The 15299-nt window shown below is 38.6% G+C and carries 19 protein-coding genes and 2 tRNA genes; 12 read left to right on the top strand and 9 right to left on the bottom strand.

Annotation, left to right across the window (positions count from 1 at the left end; all coding sequences use genetic code 11):
- Positions 1-59 precede the first annotated feature (59 nt).
- The 10 genes from C4S38_RS05995 to C4S38_RS15795 all read left to right on the top strand — a co-directional run bounded on the left by C4S38_RS05995 (position 60) and on the right by C4S38_RS15795 (position 6833).
- Entirely contained in the window at positions 60-530 is a 471-nt protein-coding gene (locus C4S38_RS05995) for an adenylyltransferase/cytidyltransferase family protein (RefSeq protein WP_099463248.1), read from the top strand.
- Positions 531-540: 10 nt separating this feature from the next.
- Positions 541-1269, top strand: a complete 729-nt coding sequence (locus C4S38_RS05990; RefSeq protein ID WP_103982960.1) for an SDR family NAD(P)-dependent oxidoreductase — start codon at positions 541-543, stop codon at positions 1267-1269.
- Between the two features lie 7 nt (positions 1270-1276).
- Complete coding sequence (locus C4S38_RS05985) at positions 1277-2161, top strand: CDP-alcohol phosphatidyltransferase family protein (protein WP_103983059.1); 885 nt, start codon at positions 1277-1279, stop codon at positions 2159-2161.
- Positions 2162-2169: 8 nt separating this feature from the next.
- Positions 2170-2997, top strand: a complete 828-nt coding sequence (locus tag C4S38_RS05980) for a lysophospholipid acyltransferase family protein (RefSeq protein ID WP_103982959.1) — start codon at positions 2170-2172, stop codon at positions 2995-2997.
- Positions 2998-3097: 100 nt separating this feature from the next.
- Positions 3098-4288, top strand: a complete 1191-nt coding sequence (locus tag C4S38_RS05975) for a sigma-54 interaction domain-containing protein (protein ID WP_103983058.1) — start codon at positions 3098-3100, stop codon at positions 4286-4288.
- A gap of 1 nt (position 4289) precedes the next feature.
- A complete protein-coding gene (locus C4S38_RS05970; protein ID WP_099463245.1) occupies positions 4290-4802 on the top strand; it encodes an LptE family protein in 513 nt (170 codons plus the stop codon).
- A gap of 2 nt (positions 4803-4804) precedes the next feature.
- Positions 4805-5572 carry a hypothetical protein gene (locus tag C4S38_RS05965; RefSeq protein ID WP_103982958.1) on the top strand — a complete coding sequence of 256 codons (768 nt, stop codon included), beginning with the start codon at positions 4805-4807 and terminating at the stop codon, positions 5570-5572.
- A gap of 7 nt (positions 5573-5579) precedes the next feature.
- Positions 5580-5945 carry a preprotein translocase subunit SecG gene (gene secG, locus C4S38_RS05960; protein ID WP_103982957.1) on the top strand — a complete coding sequence of 122 codons (366 nt, stop codon included), beginning with the start codon at positions 5580-5582 and terminating at the stop codon, positions 5943-5945.
- A 181-nt stretch (positions 5946-6126) separates the two neighbouring features.
- Positions 6127-6429 carry a DUF4491 family protein gene (locus C4S38_RS05955; RefSeq protein ID WP_099464044.1) on the top strand — a complete coding sequence of 101 codons (303 nt, stop codon included), beginning with the start codon at positions 6127-6129 and terminating at the stop codon, positions 6427-6429.
- A gap of 230 nt (positions 6430-6659) precedes the next feature.
- Positions 6660-6833 (top strand): hypothetical protein, encoded by a 174-nt coding sequence (locus C4S38_RS15795; RefSeq protein WP_160034648.1) that lies wholly within the window; start codon positions 6660-6662, stop codon positions 6831-6833.
- A 1-nt stretch (position 6834) separates the two neighbouring features.
- On the opposite strand, the gene C4S38_RS05945 is transcribed toward C4S38_RS15795, so the two are convergent.
- The 5 genes from C4S38_RS05945 to C4S38_RS05925 all read right to left on the bottom strand — a co-directional run bounded on the left by C4S38_RS05945 (position 6835) and on the right by C4S38_RS05925 (position 8729).
- A complete protein-coding gene (locus C4S38_RS05945) occupies positions 6835-7149 on the bottom strand; it encodes a hypothetical protein (protein ID WP_103982956.1) in 315 nt (104 codons plus the stop codon).
- 110 nt (positions 7150-7259) lie between these two features.
- Positions 7260-7332, bottom strand: a tRNA-Gly gene (locus tag C4S38_RS05940).
- Positions 7333-7351: 19 nt separating this feature from the next.
- Positions 7352-7434 (bottom strand) — tRNA-Tyr (locus tag C4S38_RS05935).
- A gap of 31 nt (positions 7435-7465) precedes the next feature.
- Positions 7466-7960 carry a 6,7-dimethyl-8-ribityllumazine synthase gene (ribH, locus tag C4S38_RS05930; protein WP_103982955.1) on the bottom strand — a complete coding sequence of 165 codons (495 nt, stop codon included), beginning with the start codon at positions 7958-7960 and terminating at the stop codon, positions 7466-7468.
- Positions 7961-8039: 79 nt separating this feature from the next.
- The gene (locus C4S38_RS05925; protein WP_103982954.1) at positions 8040-8729 is read right to left on the bottom strand and encodes a tetratricopeptide repeat protein; all 690 of its coding nucleotides are present in this window, start codon (positions 8727-8729) and stop codon (positions 8040-8042) included.
- A 149-nt stretch (positions 8730-8878) separates the two neighbouring features.
- Between C4S38_RS05925 and recF the strand changes: the two genes are divergently transcribed.
- Both recF and C4S38_RS05915 read left to right on the top strand, forming a co-directional pair.
- Complete coding sequence (recF, locus tag C4S38_RS05920) at positions 8879-9976, top strand: DNA replication/repair protein RecF (protein ID WP_103982953.1); 1098 nt, start codon at positions 8879-8881, stop codon at positions 9974-9976.
- A gap of 3 nt (positions 9977-9979) precedes the next feature.
- Complete coding sequence (locus C4S38_RS05915) at positions 9980-10273, top strand: DUF721 domain-containing protein (RefSeq protein ID WP_103982952.1); 294 nt, start codon at positions 9980-9982, stop codon at positions 10271-10273.
- Between the two features lie 3 nt (positions 10274-10276).
- Here the strand turns inward: C4S38_RS05915 and C4S38_RS05910 are convergent, their stop codons facing one another.
- The 4 genes from C4S38_RS05910 to C4S38_RS05895 form a co-directional block, all read right to left on the bottom strand.
- A complete protein-coding gene (locus C4S38_RS05910; RefSeq protein ID WP_234999307.1) occupies positions 10277-10801 on the bottom strand; it encodes a 5-formyltetrahydrofolate cyclo-ligase in 525 nt (174 codons plus the stop codon).
- Complete coding sequence (locus tag C4S38_RS05905) at positions 10758-12473, bottom strand: S41 family peptidase (protein ID WP_103982950.1); 1716 nt, start codon at positions 12471-12473, stop codon at positions 10758-10760. Before C4S38_RS05905 ends, C4S38_RS05910 begins: the two co-directional genes overlap by 44 nt.
- Before the next feature lie 11 nt (positions 12474-12484).
- Positions 12485-12919 carry a dCMP deaminase family protein gene (locus C4S38_RS05900; RefSeq protein WP_099463235.1) on the bottom strand — a complete coding sequence of 145 codons (435 nt, stop codon included), beginning with the start codon at positions 12917-12919 and terminating at the stop codon, positions 12485-12487.
- A 208-nt stretch (positions 12920-13127) separates the two neighbouring features.
- Positions 13128-15182 carry a M3 family metallopeptidase gene (locus C4S38_RS05895; RefSeq protein ID WP_103983057.1) on the bottom strand — a complete coding sequence of 685 codons (2055 nt, stop codon included), beginning with the start codon at positions 15180-15182 and terminating at the stop codon, positions 13128-13130.
- Positions 15183-15299: the final 117 nt, after the last annotated feature.

Raw genomic sequence — 15299 nt, 5'->3', positions numbered from 1 at the left:
TATACTTTTTAGATAGGAAAAGTTTGTGTAAGTTTGCGGTTCAAAATTAAAATAGCGACATGTTTAAGGATAAAACAATAGTATATACTTCCGGGACATTTGATATGTTTCATTACAATCATCTTCGGATGATTAATTATGCCCGTAGCCTGGCGGATATTTTGATTGTAGGTGTAAGTACGGATGAATTAGTATCTTCTTACAAGGCATGTCCGATAATCCCGTTTAATGAACGTCTTCAGATTATAGAAGCCTTGAAAACACCGGATATCGTAATTCCCCAACATTCGTTGGATCATTCGGAAATTGTCAAAAAATTAAATATCGATGCATTTGTTGTTGGTGATGATTGGTATGGTAAATATGACTATTTGAAAGATTTGGGAGTTCAAGTTTTTTATTTTCCTTATGGAACAGGCGTTTCCTCTTCAAATCTGAAAAAGACCATTCATGATTCATACGAAGCTAATCTTAAATCTCAACGTAATGCGAAGCCTCAATCCGTAAAAGGCTTTAGCGAAAAAGAATAGAATACACTTCATGGAGAAATATGCTTTAATTACCGGAGGCACAAAGGGTATTGGTAAGGCGGTTGCTTCTTGTTTAGCCAAATCGGGTTATAATCTTTTGTTGACTTATGCCTCGGATTGTATAAAAGCTGCGCAGGTTTGTGAGGAACTTTCGGCGATTTATGATGTAAAAGTCAGCAGTTTGAAAGCTGATATTTCCGATTGTAATTCCATAGAAAGCATATATCTGTATTTGACAGACCAATCCATTCGGTTAGATGCCATTGTATTTAATGCAGGCATGACTTGCCGTGATCCGTTTGAAGAATTGTCGGTGCCGGAATGGGAGCGGGTATTTTTTGCGAATATTCATTTTCCTGTATTTCTTCTACAGCGTATTGTTGGTTTAATGAATAAAAGAGGATCGATAGTTTTTACCGGTTCTTTAATGGGTATTGAACCTCATTCCGTATCTCTGGCATATGGTGTGACTAAAAGTGCGATTCACGCTTTAGTGAAAAATTTGGTTAAGTTTTTAGCTCCATATGACTTACGGATAAATGCTGTGGCTCCCGGCTTTGTTGATACGGAATGGCAGAAAACGAAACCAGTGAAGATACGGCGGAATATAGAAAATAAGATCGCTTTAGGGCGTTTTTGTGATCCCGACGAGTTGGCTGAAGTCTATAAAATGTTGATAGAAAATAGTTACTTTAATGGCGAAATAGTCGTTGTTGATGGTGGCTACTCATATAAATAATGAACAAATGAGTAATTTGGATAAAGAATACGAGGCTTCGTTAAAATCAATAGAGACTGAAAATGTAATTGACAAGATATTTTATCGTCCTATTGGTTTTCGTATTGCCAAGATGCTTCGTGGTACAAGGATTACACCGAATATGGTAACAGTTGTTTCTATTTTTGTAGGGGCTGGTACCGGATTTATGTTTTACCACGATAATTTGACGTATAATATTATAGGAATTTTATTGCTTGTATTTGCTAATATATTGGACTGTGTAGATGGGCAGCTGGCACGTCTTACTGGCATTAAATCGGCAATTGGACGTATTTTGGATGGTTTTGCCGGAGATATCTGGTTTACTTGTATATATGTGGGTTTCGCTTTGCGGTTGGCGCACGATTATGGAACTTACTGGTTTTTTGCTTTGGCCGTATTATCCGGACTCTCTCATCTGATACAAGCAAATATTACTGACTATTACAAAACACTTCATCTTTATTTTATAAGTAAGGATAAAGGAGCCGAATTTCAATCTTTAGAACAGGTGAAGGCCAAGCACAAAGAAATGAAATATGGTATTAATAAGGCTTTTTATTTCTTATATCGCTGGTATACCCTGCTGCAAGTAAAAGCAACTCCGACTTTGCAACAAATGCTATGTCGTTTACATGCTGAATATGGAGATAATATTCCTGAAGATATCAGGATTAATTTTCGTAAGCAGAGCCGTGAACTTATGCGTCTTATAGATTTGCTAACATTTAACGGACGTACTATAGTCATGTTTATTATAGTGCTGACTGGACAAGTTTGGGCTTATTATTTGTATGAACTAATCGTGCTGAATATTGTTTTGGCTATTGCAATGAAGAAGCATGAAAAGATGTGCGCATCTTTCTTGTAATAGGAATTATGAAAAAAAGTGTAGTTGATATATATGACCTACAGGAAATGGTCCCGTTTTTTAAAGGACCCGTTGGAACTTTCTTAGGGAAATTGGTCATCAAGTTGCTTTGTGTGGACAAAGTTAATAAAGTACATGCTAATAATTGTGCATTACGTGGGGCTGAGTTTACAACATCTTTGTTGGGCGATCCGCTGATTGATATTAAATATAATGTTCATAATGCAGGGCTTTTAGACCATTTGCCGGAAGGTGCTTTTTGTACAGTTTCCAATCATCCGATCGGATCGTTGGACGGTATTATGTTGATTGATATATTCGCTGCTCGCCGCCCGGATTTTAAAGTGATGGTAAACGGTATTCTTTCCAAGATCGGAGCGATGGATGATAATTTCGTATCGGTAGTACCGGATTCCAATAACCAAGGAGCAAATCCAGCTAATGTTAATGGAGTCCGTGTTTCTTTACAACGTTTGAAAGAAGGGCATCCGATGGGTTTCTTTCCGGCCGGAGCAATTTCCTTTTATAATAAAGATACAAAAAGAATACAAGATTTGCCTTGGACTCATAGTGTCATACGTTTGATTCGTAAATCAAATGTTCCGGTTTATCCTGTATATTTTGATTTTCTGAATTCGAAATTCTTTTATTGGCTGGGAAATATCAGTTGGAAAATAAGGACATTGCGTATACCTGCAGAAGCGTTTAATAAACGTGGTAAGACGGCTGATGTTTATATAGGTGAACCAATTTCTCCAGAGGAGATAAAAAATATTTCAGACGATAAGGAGCTAGCCGAATTTTTGTATAACCGTACTTACGGTGCTAAAAAATAAGAAACGACTATTAGATTCTGCTTTCTATTGTGGAAGTTTGGATTAAGATTTGTAATTTTGGCAGATAAACTGAAATAATTACAGATATCTAATAAATATGATGTTAAAAATAGACGTGCAACAGATAAAGCAGCGTTTTGGAATTATTGGTAATAGCCCGGCCTTGAATCGTGCGATTGATGTGGCTCTGCAGGTTGCTCCGACCGATTTATCTGTTTTGATTACAGGTGAAAGTGGTGTGGGAAAAGAAACTTTCCCTCAAATCATACACCAGAATAGTCCCCGTAAGCACGGACAATATATTGCAGTAAATTGTGGTGCAATTCCTGAAGGTACTATTGACTCAGAATTGTTTGGTCATGAAAAAGGTTCTTTTACAGGGGCGTTGGCCGACCGTAAGGGATATTTTGAGGTAGCTGATGGTGGAACCATATTTTTAGATGAAGTGGGCGAGCTTCCCATGCCTACACAGGCTCGTTTGTTACGCGTATTGGAAACAGGGGAGTTTATTAAAGTAGGTTCTTCAAAAGTTCAGAAAACAAATGTACGTATAGTTGCGGCGACCAATGTAAATTTGATACAGGCCGTATCCGAAGGAAAATTCCGTGAAGATTTATTTTATCGTTTGAGTACGGTACCTATCCAGGTTCCTCCATTACGTGAACGCACAGAAGATATTTCTTTGTTATTCCGTAAGTTTGCCGGAGATTGTGCAGAGAAATATAGAATGCCTCCTGTCCGTTTGGAAGATGAAGCACGTCAGTTACTGATAACTTATCGTTGGCCTGGGAATGTGCGCGAATTAAAGAATGTGACCGAACGTATCTCAGTAATTGAGGAAAACAGAGATATTACGGCTGATATATTACGCCAATATCTGCCTAATTTGAATTTGGAGAAATATCCGGTACTGGTAAAACAAGACAATGATCAAAAGATATTCAACAGTGAACGGGAGATTCTTTATCAGGTACTTTTTGATATGAAAAAGGATGTCAACGAACTAAAGAAATTAGTGCATGACATAATGGGAGGAAATATACAAATGCCTGTTCCGGAAGAATCATCATATGCTCATCCTATACATCCGGTTCATCAGGTACACCATGCGCCGATACAAGAAGCAGAAGATGTAGAAGAAGAGGAGTCATTATCCTTGGAAGATGTTGAAAAGGAAATGATTCGTAAAGCTTTAGAGAAACATAACGGTCGTCGTAAGAATGCTGCTGCCGACTTGAAAATTTCAGAACGTACATTGTATCGTAAAATTAAAGAATATAATCTGGAGTAATATGTTGAATAAAAAAATAATAGTATTCTTTTGTCTTTTGACCGCATTGGTTACGGCATGTTCTATTTCGTATAAATTTAATGGCGCTTCTATTGATTATACAAAGATTAAAACAATAACCATCAAAGATTTTCCCAACCAGGCAGCTTTGGTATATCCTCCTTTATCACAGGTCTTCACAGAGACATTGAAGGATATTTACATACGTCAGACCCGTTTACAATTAGTACGGAGCAACGGCGATTTGGATTTGGAAGGTGAGATAACTGGTTATGAACTGACGCCTATGGCAGTGAAAGAAGATGCTTATGCGTCTCAAACACGTTTGACAATTACGGTTCGTGTTCGTTATTCAAACCGGGTTACTCCGGATGATGACTTTGAACAAACTTTTTCTGCATATCGTGAATTTGACAGTAATGTGATGTTGCAAAATATACAGGATTCTTTGTGTAAAGAGATTGTAGATGAACTGGTAGATCAAATCTATAATGCAACGGTAGCTAACTGGTAAGGATGAATACGGCGGAACTATATCGTTTAATGGAGAATCCTTCTTCGTTGTCGGAAGAAACGCTTCCTGTTTTAAAACAGATTGTGGATGATTTTCCTTATTTCCATACGGCAAGAATGTTATATTTGAAGAATCTTGCTGTGTTGAATGATATATGTTTCGGTTCGGAGTTAAAAAAGATGGCAGTTCATATTCCTGACCGAAAAAAAATGTTTGCTTTGGTTAAGGGTGAACTTTATGGATTAAAAACAAATAATTCTTCTATAAAAGACGATTTTGAAAAAGATGATTCTTTTTCTTTAATAGAAGCATTCTTGTCTTCAAGCGCAGATGATAACGGACAACAGACGGAGAATACATTACTGTTCCAACCGTCTGTTTCTTCGGATTATATTTATTGGTCTCTTTCCGAAACAGATGAAAAACATGAGAACAATGAACCGGTTGCAAAATTGCAGCATCATGACCTGATTGATTCTTTTATCAAAAATGAAGAACAACGTGTTCCTGGCAGTGGATTAAATATAGAGTCTGCAGATGAGAGTTTAGATATTTCTGATTCATCGGATGAATTGGAAGAAGCACATCTTAAACCGTTGGATGACTCCTATTTTACGGAAACTTTAGCTCATATTTATGTTAAACAAAAGCGATATGAGAAAGCGTTACAAATAATTAAAAACTTAAACTTGAAATATCCGGAAAAAAATATTTACTTTGCAGATCAAATTAGATTTTTGGAAAAATTGATTATTAACACTAAAAAATAAAACTAAGATGTACGTATTTATTTCTATCTTAATCCTAATCGCTTCAATACTGTTAATCTTAATTGTATTGGTTCAAAATTCAAAAGGAGGCGGTTTGGCTTCAGGATTCTCTTCTTCTAACCAAATTATGGGGGTACGTAAGACTACCGATTTTCTGGAAAAAGCTACATGGACTTTGGCTGGAACTGTAATAGTTTTGAGTATTGTTATTACTTCATTTATTCCTAGAGTAGAACATTCCAGTCAGTCAGAGATCAAACAACAAATTGAAAATGCTGTAACAATAGATCCGAATACAGTTGCTCCTAATTTTGGAACGGCTCAACAGCCAGCTGCAACTGAAGAAGCTCCTGCAGAAAAGCCGGCAGAATAAAAATACGTTTCAATAACGATATGAGAGACATCCGACATGAATTGCCGGGTGTCTTTTTTTTTGTTTTTGGCCGGACATTATGATCTGTCAATCATAAGATAAAAAGAATCTATTGTTTATATATGCTTTATCTTCGTATCTTTGATTTACAAATAAAGTTTATATTAGAAAAATAATGAATATGGAATCAATTAATTTTGATGGTTTGCTGATAGGTATTGTAACCTTCTTGATTATCGGATTATTCCATCCGGTAGTAGTAAAAGCCGAATATTACTGGGGAACCAAATGTTGGTGGATATTCCTTGTTTTGGGGATAGCTGGAACTGTTTCCTCTTTATTTATAGAGAGCGTATTTCTTTCTGCTATATTCGGGGTATTTGCCTTTTCTTCTTTCTGGACAATAAAAGAGATATTTGAACAAGAAGAGCGCGTGTTAAAAGGTTGGTTCCCGAAGAATCCTAAAAGGAATTATCCCCGGTAATTTAATTCCTCTTTTATTTCGAGGATATATGCTTTGCCCCGATCAAATCTTTATAAGGACTTTCTATAGCTAACGGACTTCCCAAAGATCGGATAATTTGGAATAGGTCTGCAAATTGTCTTGAGATAGCCATTGTTCGGAGTTTTGCATGATTGTATAGGGTAAAGCTTTGTTCAGATCGGAGACAATCGCCTTTTTAGTTCCCGAGTAATTGTGGAATCCGAAGCTGAATGATAATAGCGGTCCTTTGCTTTTCGTCTGTTCTGGCTAATAAAGATTGGAACCATACTTTTGGAATCTCGGTTTCTTATCGTTTCGGTGATTTAAAAACGAGCGTTAAGAAAGTGATGCGGAGCATTCATAATGACGACCTGCTAAAGAAAGAGAATAGTAACTGGATATAATTCAATGTTCGTGATAATGGTTCCGGTTTAGCTTTTTTTCTTTGAACCATTCAACAAGCACATTGTCTTTGAAACTTAAAATGTAATAACCTTCTTCGTTTAGTATGTTAGCAAAGGGATAGCTGATTCTTTCAAAAGAGCCGTCCGGTGTTACACTGGCTCCAACTGTATCGTAGTTTTTACCAAGCACAGATACTACTTTCTTTTTGGACATACCTAATTCAATCTTGTGCATTTGATTTTCTATTCTATAGGAAGCACAACTGGCCAGCATTAAAACGGTCAGCAGCACAGATATCCATTTTGTGGGTCTCATATCGTATTTGTTTTTTATTTGTTAATGGGGCTAAGATATATATTATTTTAGCGACATTCGTGGAAAAGGAATAAAAAAAAGAGGAAAACTGAAAAGTTTTCCTCTTTAAGAGCGGAAGACGGGGCTCAAACCCGCGACCCTCAGCTTGGAAGGCTAATGCTCTATCAACTGAGCTACTTCCGCAAGTTGCATAAAATAAGGGTGGGCAGTGATGGATTCGAACCACCGAAGGCGAAAGCCAGCTGAGTTACAGTCAGCCCCATTTGGCCACTCTGGTAACTGCCCCCTTGCTTTTAATTGCAGTGCAAAGGTACTATTAATTTTGTAATTTGCAAGAAAAATCTATCATTTTTATTGCTGTAATAGCAGCTTCATCTCCTTTATTTCCGTATTTTCCACCGGCACGATCTTCTGATTGTTGCATGGTGTCAGTAGTTAACAGTCCGAAGATGAAAGGAATATCGTACATAAGATTCAGTTCTGTAATGCCTTGGGTAACTCCAGAACATACGTAGTCAAAATGTGGAGTATCTCCTCTTACAACGCATCCTAAAACAATTATAGCGTCTAATTCTTTAGATTCGGCCAATCTTTTGGCACCAAAAGTCAGTTCAAAACTACCCGGAACGCGTTTGACAACGATATTTTCCGGTTTTACTCCGTGCTTTTCCAATGTGTTGCAAGCACCTTCCAGCAATTTTTCAGTTATGTTTTTGTTCCATTCTGCAACTACGATACCAATATTCATTTCTGATGCATCAGGAACGCTGTTGAAGTCGTAATCCGATAAATTCTGATAAGCTGTAGCCATAATTGTATTCTTAAAAGAAAAGGATGCCTTATAAGTTGAGACATCCTCTTGTTTGTTATATTAACTATGTATTCCGTTTTTAATTTTCAGATAATGCAGTAGCACGAATAATGTACTTTTCAATATCGGCAGCTTCCATTGAAGTAGCATATTTTTCTTTGATAGATGTGTATGCTTTTGCTGCATCTTTGTATTGTTTTAAACTTTCGTAAGCAGTACCTGCCTTTTTCAGATATACCGGGCTTATTACTTCGTTGTCTGCCTGTTTTGCAGCTTTTTCAAAGTAGCTGATGCCTTCTTTAACATTACCCATGTTTACATAACAATCTCCGATAAGACCTGTGATGGCCGGTGAAATCATGTTGTCGCCTGAGCTGAATGATTTCAATAAATCCAATGCTTTCTGCGTATCTCCAAGCTTAAAATAGCAGATACCGGCGTATGCTTTTGCCAAATTAGCAGCATCGGTGCTTCCGTATTGGTCGATGATAGCTTCGAAGCCTTCATAATCAGAACCGTTACCGTTCAATGCCAATGCAAAAGAGTCTCTTGCAAAGTATTGTTCACCTTTAAATATAGCAGCTGCGGCTTTCTTTTCCTGAGGAATTAAATAACCATGCCTGATTCCCAAAACAGCTCCAACAACGAGTGCAATAGCTATTATACTGTAAATAATTTTCTTTGAGTTGTTTTCAATAAACTGTTCCGATTTGGAAACAATTTCTTCCACTTCTAACTCTTTGTTGGTGTCCTTTTCTTTAGTAGCCATAATGTGTTATAGTTATTTATTAATTTTATCACTGATTTAATGCCGTAATTATGAACTTGGCAATTCAAAGCGCAAAAGTAGTTTTTTTTACTGATATAATCTATACTTAGAAGTATATTTTTTAATTTTGTACGATTAATGCGGTACAGATGATATTAAAAAAGCTTTCTATTCTTAATTACAAAAATATTCTTCAGTCGGAAGTTTCTTTCTCTCCCAAAATGAATTGCTTTTTTGGCAATAACGGGATGGGTAAGACGAACTTACTGGATGCTATCCATTATTTGTCTTTCTGTAAAAGTCATATCAATACACCGGACAATCAAATTATTCGTAATGATGAAGAACTGTGCGTGATTCAAGGTTTTTATGACTATGAAGGGCGGGAAGAAGATATATTCTGTGCTATGCGCCGTCGCCAGCGGAAGCAGTTTAAGCGGAATAAAAAAGAGTATGACAAGCTTTCGGAGCATATAGGCCTTTTGCCTCTCGTGATGGTGTCTCCGGCCGATTCGGAATTGATCCAAGGCGGGAGTGATGAAAGACGACGCTTGTTGGATGTTATTATTTCCCAGCAAGATAAGCAGTATCTTCATGCTTTGATACAGTATAATAAAGCCATGCAACAGCGTAATGTATTATTAAAAAACCAATCTAAGGATGCTTCTTTGTACGAAGTGCTCGAGATGCAAATGGGTATGTATGGCGGGATGATTAGGGAAAAACGCCAATCTTTGGTAGACGAATTTACCCCTATCTTTAATGAATACTATCAAACGATCTGCCAGTCTGCAGAGCAGGTTGGATTACGTTACGCATCCCAACTGGAGGAGGGAGACCTGGCGGATATGTTATTGAATAACCGTGAGCGGGATCGTATTCTTGGTTATTCCTCGACGGGCATTCATAAAGATGAACTCGAAATGACACTGGGAGGATACCTGATTCGTCGTATCGGTTCGCAAGGCCAGAACAAAACGTATCTTATTGCTTTGAAGCTGGCGCAGTTTGTATTTCTTGCCAGAAAAGGCAATACAACGCCTATACTGTTGCTCGACGATATTTTTGATAAACTGGATGCCGCCCGTGTTGAGCAGATTGTCAAGTTGGTGAGTAATGACACATTCGGACAGATTTTTATTACGGATACGAACCGTAAATATCTGGATGAAATATTATCGGCTATGCATCATGATTATGCATTGTTTAAGGTGGAACAGGGTGAAATTCAACCAATGGAGGAATAATGTATGTTGCGTAAAAATACACAATCGATAGGAGAGGTTCTCCGTGACTTTTTTGAAGATAATACCGAACTGTATGAGAAAATGATCGAAATCCGCGTGCAACGTGCTTGGGGAGAGGTGCTGGGCCCAATGGTTTTGCATTATACACGTAATATATATGTACGCGATAAGGTACTTTATGTTTCGCTTACTTCTTCAGTCTTGCGTAGCGAACTTATCCTTTGCCGGGAAAGGCTTATTAAAAGCCTGAATGAATATGCCAAAGCAACAGCTATTACTGATTTGGTTATCCGTTAGGAGTTAGATGACTTCGTTTTCCGTGATGATGTAATCCATTTTTTTATCAAAAGGTTCCACCGGGATTTCGTTTTGTAGTTGGAAGTCGAAACATATTCCTATTTTAAGTGCCGAAAGTGTAGATAATAGTCGGTCGTAGTAGCCTTTGCCCCGCCCCATGCGGTTATGTAGCCTATCGAAAGCTACTCCCGGAACGATGATTAAATCTATTTCCTTTTCATCCATGACTTTTTCATCTTTATCTGGAGTAGCCGGTTCCAGGATGCCAAATATGCCTGATCTTAGGGAGCTTTTCCCCGTATAAGGCAGCAATCTCAGATCGCTGCCTTCTATTACGGGGAGGAGTATTTTTTTCTTTTCATACCATTTTTCAATGAAATCTGCCGTTTGTACTTCTCCGGCAATGGCATGATACAGAGCAATGCAGTTGGCTTTTTTGAAAGCATCGGTTTGCTCCAGTTTATCCATTATCTGCTGGGATAATTCAGATAATGTAGTTCTCGAATATTCTTTCTTTCGCAAGGCCATAGCCTCGCGTAGCATTTGCTTGGCTTTGTAATTCTCCATTGTTGGATGTTTTTTCAGCAGTCGGTACGGATTTTCCTTCTTTTAATATTTCAATTGCGCGTTTCAATGTAACGTCGTCGTTATAAAAGATCGGATAGAAACCTTCGTCGTCAAAGAAATTGCGTACGATATAAGCTTGCAGCTGGTTCTCGATCAGTTTACCTGATATGTTAATCAGTGTAGGACGTTTCTTGATACCTTTTGTTGCTGCAAAGTTTGTAAAGTCTGTCAGCAATGGTTGATGTTGCAGATATTTGTACATGTCCTGCCAGGTCTTGAAAGAAGCCAGCTTCTTATGATTACGGTCGGAATATTCTAACGCATACAGGTAAAGTACGCCACTGTTTATAATGTTTGAATAATAAGAAGTGATGCCGCTTGTGTCGCGTGGGATGAAAATGTCAGGCATAATACCTCCTCCGCCGTAAACGGTGCGGCCCTTCACTGTTTGGTATTTTAATTTATCATTCATTTTGATACTATCGGCCGAATCAAACTCTCCGTGTATGTAACGGTTATAAATATCCTGATCGTAATCATCCGTTTTACCCATTTCATAGTTTTTCTGAATGCAACGTCCTGAAGGTGTATAATAACGGGCTATGGTAAGGCGCAGCGCGGAGCCATCGGTAAGTGCTATCTGAGTCTGTACCAATCCTTTTCCATATGTGCGTCGTCCTATAATCAGCCCCCGGTCGTTATCCTGGATGGCTCCTGAGAAAATCTCACTGGCTGAAGCCGATATTTCATCTGTCAATACTACGATAGGATTATCCTTACATGTTCCGGTACCATTGGCATATACATCCGAGCGGGGGAAAGATTTTCCTTCGGTATAAACTATCAGTCGTCCTTCCGGTAAAAATTCATTCAACATATTGATGGCAGCATCCATGTATCCTCCTGTATTTCCTCTGAGGTCTACGATAAAAGAGGTGCATCCTGCCTCTTTTAGTTTGGCTATGGCGGTTATGAATTCGTTGTATGTAGTCCGTCCGAATTTGCTTACTTTGATATATCCGACACCTTTATGCACTTCATAAGCTACGTCTACAGATTTAACAGGTACGTCGCCTCTTGTAACATCAAAGTAGATAAGTTCGGGCGAGTTGCCGCGTTTTACTCCCAGTTTTACTGTGCTGTTTTTTGCACCACGCAGGGTTTTCATGATCTTTGCCTGTGATGTTTTGTTGCCGGAGAATATCGAGTCGTTAATTGTAATAATACGGTCAAACGGTAGTAGGCCTGCTTTTTCGGATGGCCCGCCGGGTATGACACTTATGATCATTATCGTATCGGTCTGCATGTTAAAAGAAACGCCAATACCACTGAATGAACCTTCCAGGTCTTCGTTTACCATTGCAGCGTCTTCGGCCGGAATGTAAACCGAATGCGGGTCGAGTTCGCTGAATATCTTAGGAATAGCTCCTTCTACCAGTTGCCCCATGTTGACAGTATCTACATATTGTTCATCTATTATGTCCAATACTGCGTTTATCTTATTCCCGCTCGAATACTTATGCCGTTTGCCTTGTCCTATGGTATAGTAATGGTTTCCGATGAAAATACCTAATGAAATGCTGGCAGCTATTATAACGGGTAGCCAGATGGCCAATCTTTTATTTTTACTCATAAAACGTCTAATTATTCTTTCGTCTCTATATAATCTATTATAACACCTGCACGCTTCAGTAAGTTGCAGCCGTCTTCTATACGGTATTTTTCGGAATAAACCACGCGTTTAATACCTGATTGTATGATAAGTTTCGCACATTCTATGCATGGGGCGGAAGTGACGTATATAGTTGCTCCTTTACTACTGTTGGACGATGCCGCCACTTTGGTAATGGCATTTGCTTCGGCATGTAGTACATAGGGCTTGGTTACGTTGTTTTCGTCTTCGCAAACATTCTCGAAACCGGAAGGCGTACCATTGTAACCGTCGGAAATAATCATTTGATCTTTTACTATGAGAGCTCCTACCTGACGGCGTTTGCAATACGAATTTTCAGCCCATACGGCAGCCATTCGGAGATAACGTTTATCCAATTCGAGTTGCTTTTCTGTTTTTTCGCACATCGTTTACCTGTTTTATCCTTGTAATCAACCGCCAAAGGTAAACATATTTGTTGAAAAAAAGGTCGGCATCTTTTTGTTTTTTGATGCCGACCTTTTTCTATTAGGCTGCCGATGTTTTTTTCTTTTCATCCCGATGTTTTTTTTATTTCATCGGGATCATTTCCAAAAATCATCGGGATCATTTATTTGTAACCTTTGCAGGTGTTTTTTATTTCCTGATGCCGTTGCGGATTAACAGTGCATCAATGGTTGGTTCTTGTCCACGGAAACGCTTGTATAGTACTGCCGGATCTTCCGTTCCGCCTTTTGAAAGAATATTATCACGAAACGATTTAGCAACCTCTTTATTGAATATTCCGGCGGCTTTGAATGCGGCAAATGCGTCGGCATCCAATACTTCCGCCCATTTGTAGCCATAATATCCGGCAGAATAACCTCCGGAGAAGATATGGCCGAAACTGGTGCTCATCAGTGTACCGGGTATGTCCGGAAGAATTTGAGCCGGTTTCCAGGCCTGTTTCTCGAAAGCTACCACATCTCCTTCGAATGGAGTTGTAATTGTATGCCATGCCATATCCAGCAAACCGAAACTAAGTTGGCGGCAACAAAAGTAACCTGCGTTGAAGTTGGATGCATCGATCAGTTTCTGAATCATATCCTGGGGAATTTTTTCGCCGGTTTGGTAATGTACGGCAATCTGGTCGAGAAATTCCTTTTCGGTCAGCCAGTTTTCCATGATTTGCGAAGGCAATTCTACAAAATCCCGATATACACTTGTGCCCGAAAGGCTAGCGTATGTTCCGTTGGCAAACATGCCATGTAGTGCGTGCCCAAATTCATGTAACAGGGTGTTTACTTCATCAAATGTAAGCAAAGACGGTTTTGTGTCTGTAGGGCGGGTGAAGTTCATCACGATTATGATTTGTGGGCGGCTGTCCTTGCCGTTGGCATTTTCTTTGTACTGGGGTTTGATGTTGTTCATCCATGCACCGCTTTGTTTTCCATCGCGTGGAAAAAAATCTGTATATAATACGGAAAGGAATTTTCCGTCGGCGTCATATACTTCGTAAGCTTGTACTTCGGGGTGGTAAACCGGAATCTTTTTGTTTTCTTTAAACGTAATGCCATATAGTTGGGTTGCTAGTCCAAAAACACCTTTTTTTACGTTATTGAGTTCAAAGTACGGACGCGTCATTTCATCGTTTATATTGAAACGGATATCTTTTAGCTTCTCGGAATAGTAACTCCAGTCCCAAGGCATAATCGTGATGTTTTCCTTTTCCTGTCCTATGGCAAAACCTTGTACGGCATTGTATTCGTTAATGGCGACAGGTTTGTATGCTTCCAACAGTTGGTTTAGTAGTTTGTACACATTTGATTGGTTTTTAGCCATAGTGTGCTTCAGGTTGTAATCGGCAAAGTCTTTAAAACCCATTAGATTGGCTATGTTAAGACGAATGTTTGCTATTTGTTTTACGATCTCTTTATTGTCGTATTCGTCTCCTTTATTACCTATACTCATGAATTCGCGGTACATTTTTTCGCGGAGATCACGACGGTCTGAATAACGCATGAAGGGTGTATAACTAGGTGCCGACAGGGTAAACAGCCAACCTTCTTTCCCTTTTGCTTTGGCAGTTATGGCTGCAGCTTCTTTTGCACTTTCGGGTAATCCTGCTAATTCGTCTTCATTAGTAATCAGCAATTCGAAACGGTTTTTGTCTTTCAATGCATTTTGATCGAACTTTAAGGTAAGAATGCTTAAATCCGTACTTAGTTTGCGATACTTTTCCTTATCTTCAGGATTGAGAGTGGCTCCTTGTATTTTGAAAGCTTCGTATGTTTCATCAAGTAATTTAGCGTCTTCGGTAGAAAGATTTAATTTATCTTTTTGATCATATACGGACTTTACCCGGCTGAACAGCTTCTCGTTCAGATAAATATTATTTGAGCTTTCCGACAGTTTGGGAGATATGCGTTGGGATATATCCATCATTTCATCGTTGGCTTCCGCACTTAATACGTTAAAAAATGCGTTGCTTACATTATCTAATAGCTTGCCGGCATGCTCGATTGCTACGATGGTGTTCTCAAAAGTAGCAGGTTGGTTGCTATTGGCAATGTTTTCTATTTCTGCATTTAACTGTTTGATTCCTTCCTCAAAGGCCGGTTCGTAATGTCCGGTCTTGATCTTGTCGAAAGGAGGTGTTTCAAACGGTGTTTTGTATTTCTCGAAAAAGGGATTGTTTGCTGCTTCTGCCATATTTAAAATACTTAATAAAATTACTACGTTAATAATAAGCCTTTTCATTTGATATATGTTGATAATTGTATTTGCAAAATTACATAAAATTCCCGATTTGCAGATGATTCGGATAAA

Origin of the sequence: Parabacteroides chinchillae (assembly GCF_900108035.1) — a bacterium.
GTDB lineage: Bacteria > Bacteroidota > Bacteroidia > Bacteroidales > Tannerellaceae > Parabacteroides > Parabacteroides chinchillae.
This window is presented reverse-complemented; position numbering and strand designations above follow the sequence as displayed.

What these genes read in the sequence shown, in the direction of transcription:
- C4S38_RS05995 (WP_099463248.1), top strand. Translation starts at nt 60, where the DNA reads ATGTTTAAGGATAAAACAATAGTATATACTTCCGGGACATTTGATATG.
- C4S38_RS05990 (WP_103982960.1), top strand. Translation starts at nt 541, where the DNA reads ATGGAGAAATATGCTTTAATTACCGGAGGCACAAAGGGTATTGGTAAG.
- C4S38_RS05985 (WP_103983059.1), top strand. Translation starts at nt 1,277, where the DNA reads ATGAGTAATTTGGATAAAGAATACGAGGCTTCGTTAAAATCAATAGAG.
- C4S38_RS05980 (WP_103982959.1), top strand. Translation starts at nt 2,170, where the DNA reads ATGAAAAAAAGTGTAGTTGATATATATGACCTACAGGAAATGGTCCCG.
- C4S38_RS05975 (WP_103983058.1), top strand. Translation starts at nt 3,098, where the DNA reads ATGTTAAAAATAGACGTGCAACAGATAAAGCAGCGTTTTGGAATTATT.
- C4S38_RS05970 (WP_099463245.1), top strand. Translation starts at nt 4,290, where the DNA reads ATGTTGAATAAAAAAATAATAGTATTCTTTTGTCTTTTGACCGCATTG.
- C4S38_RS05965 (WP_103982958.1), top strand. Translation starts at nt 4,805, where the DNA reads ATGAATACGGCGGAACTATATCGTTTAATGGAGAATCCTTCTTCGTTG.
- secG (WP_103982957.1), top strand. Translation starts at nt 5,580, where the DNA reads ATGTACGTATTTATTTCTATCTTAATCCTAATCGCTTCAATACTGTTA.
- C4S38_RS05955 (WP_099464044.1), top strand. Translation starts at nt 6,127, where the DNA reads ATGGAATCAATTAATTTTGATGGTTTGCTGATAGGTATTGTAACCTTC.
- C4S38_RS15795 (WP_160034648.1), top strand. Translation starts at nt 6,660, where the DNA reads ATGATAATAGCGGTCCTTTGCTTTTCGTCTGTTCTGGCTAATAAAGAT.
- C4S38_RS05945 (WP_103982956.1), bottom strand. Translation starts at nt 7,149, where the DNA reads ATGAGACCCACAAAATGGATATCTGTGCTGCTGACCGTTTTAATGCTG.
- ribH (WP_103982955.1), bottom strand. Translation starts at nt 7,960, where the DNA reads ATGGCTACAGCTTATCAGAATTTATCGGATTACGACTTCAACAGCGTT.
- C4S38_RS05925 (WP_103982954.1), bottom strand. Translation starts at nt 8,729, where the DNA reads ATGGCTACTAAAGAAAAGGACACCAACAAAGAGTTAGAAGTGGAAGAA.
- recF (WP_103982953.1), top strand. Translation starts at nt 8,879, where the DNA reads ATGATATTAAAAAAGCTTTCTATTCTTAATTACAAAAATATTCTTCAG.
- C4S38_RS05915 (WP_103982952.1), top strand. Translation starts at nt 9,980, where the DNA reads ATGTTGCGTAAAAATACACAATCGATAGGAGAGGTTCTCCGTGACTTT.
- C4S38_RS05910 (WP_234999307.1), bottom strand. Translation starts at nt 10,801, where the DNA reads ATGGCCTTGCGAAAGAAAGAATATTCGAGAACTACATTATCTGAATTA.
- C4S38_RS05905 (WP_103982950.1), bottom strand. Translation starts at nt 12,473, where the DNA reads ATGAGTAAAAATAAAAGATTGGCCATCTGGCTACCCGTTATAATAGCT.
- C4S38_RS05900 (WP_099463235.1), bottom strand. Translation starts at nt 12,919, where the DNA reads ATGTGCGAAAAAACAGAAAAGCAACTCGAATTGGATAAACGTTATCTC.
- C4S38_RS05895 (WP_103983057.1), bottom strand. Translation starts at nt 15,182, where the DNA reads ATGGCAGAAGCAGCAAACAATCCCTTTTTCGAGAAATACAAAACACCG.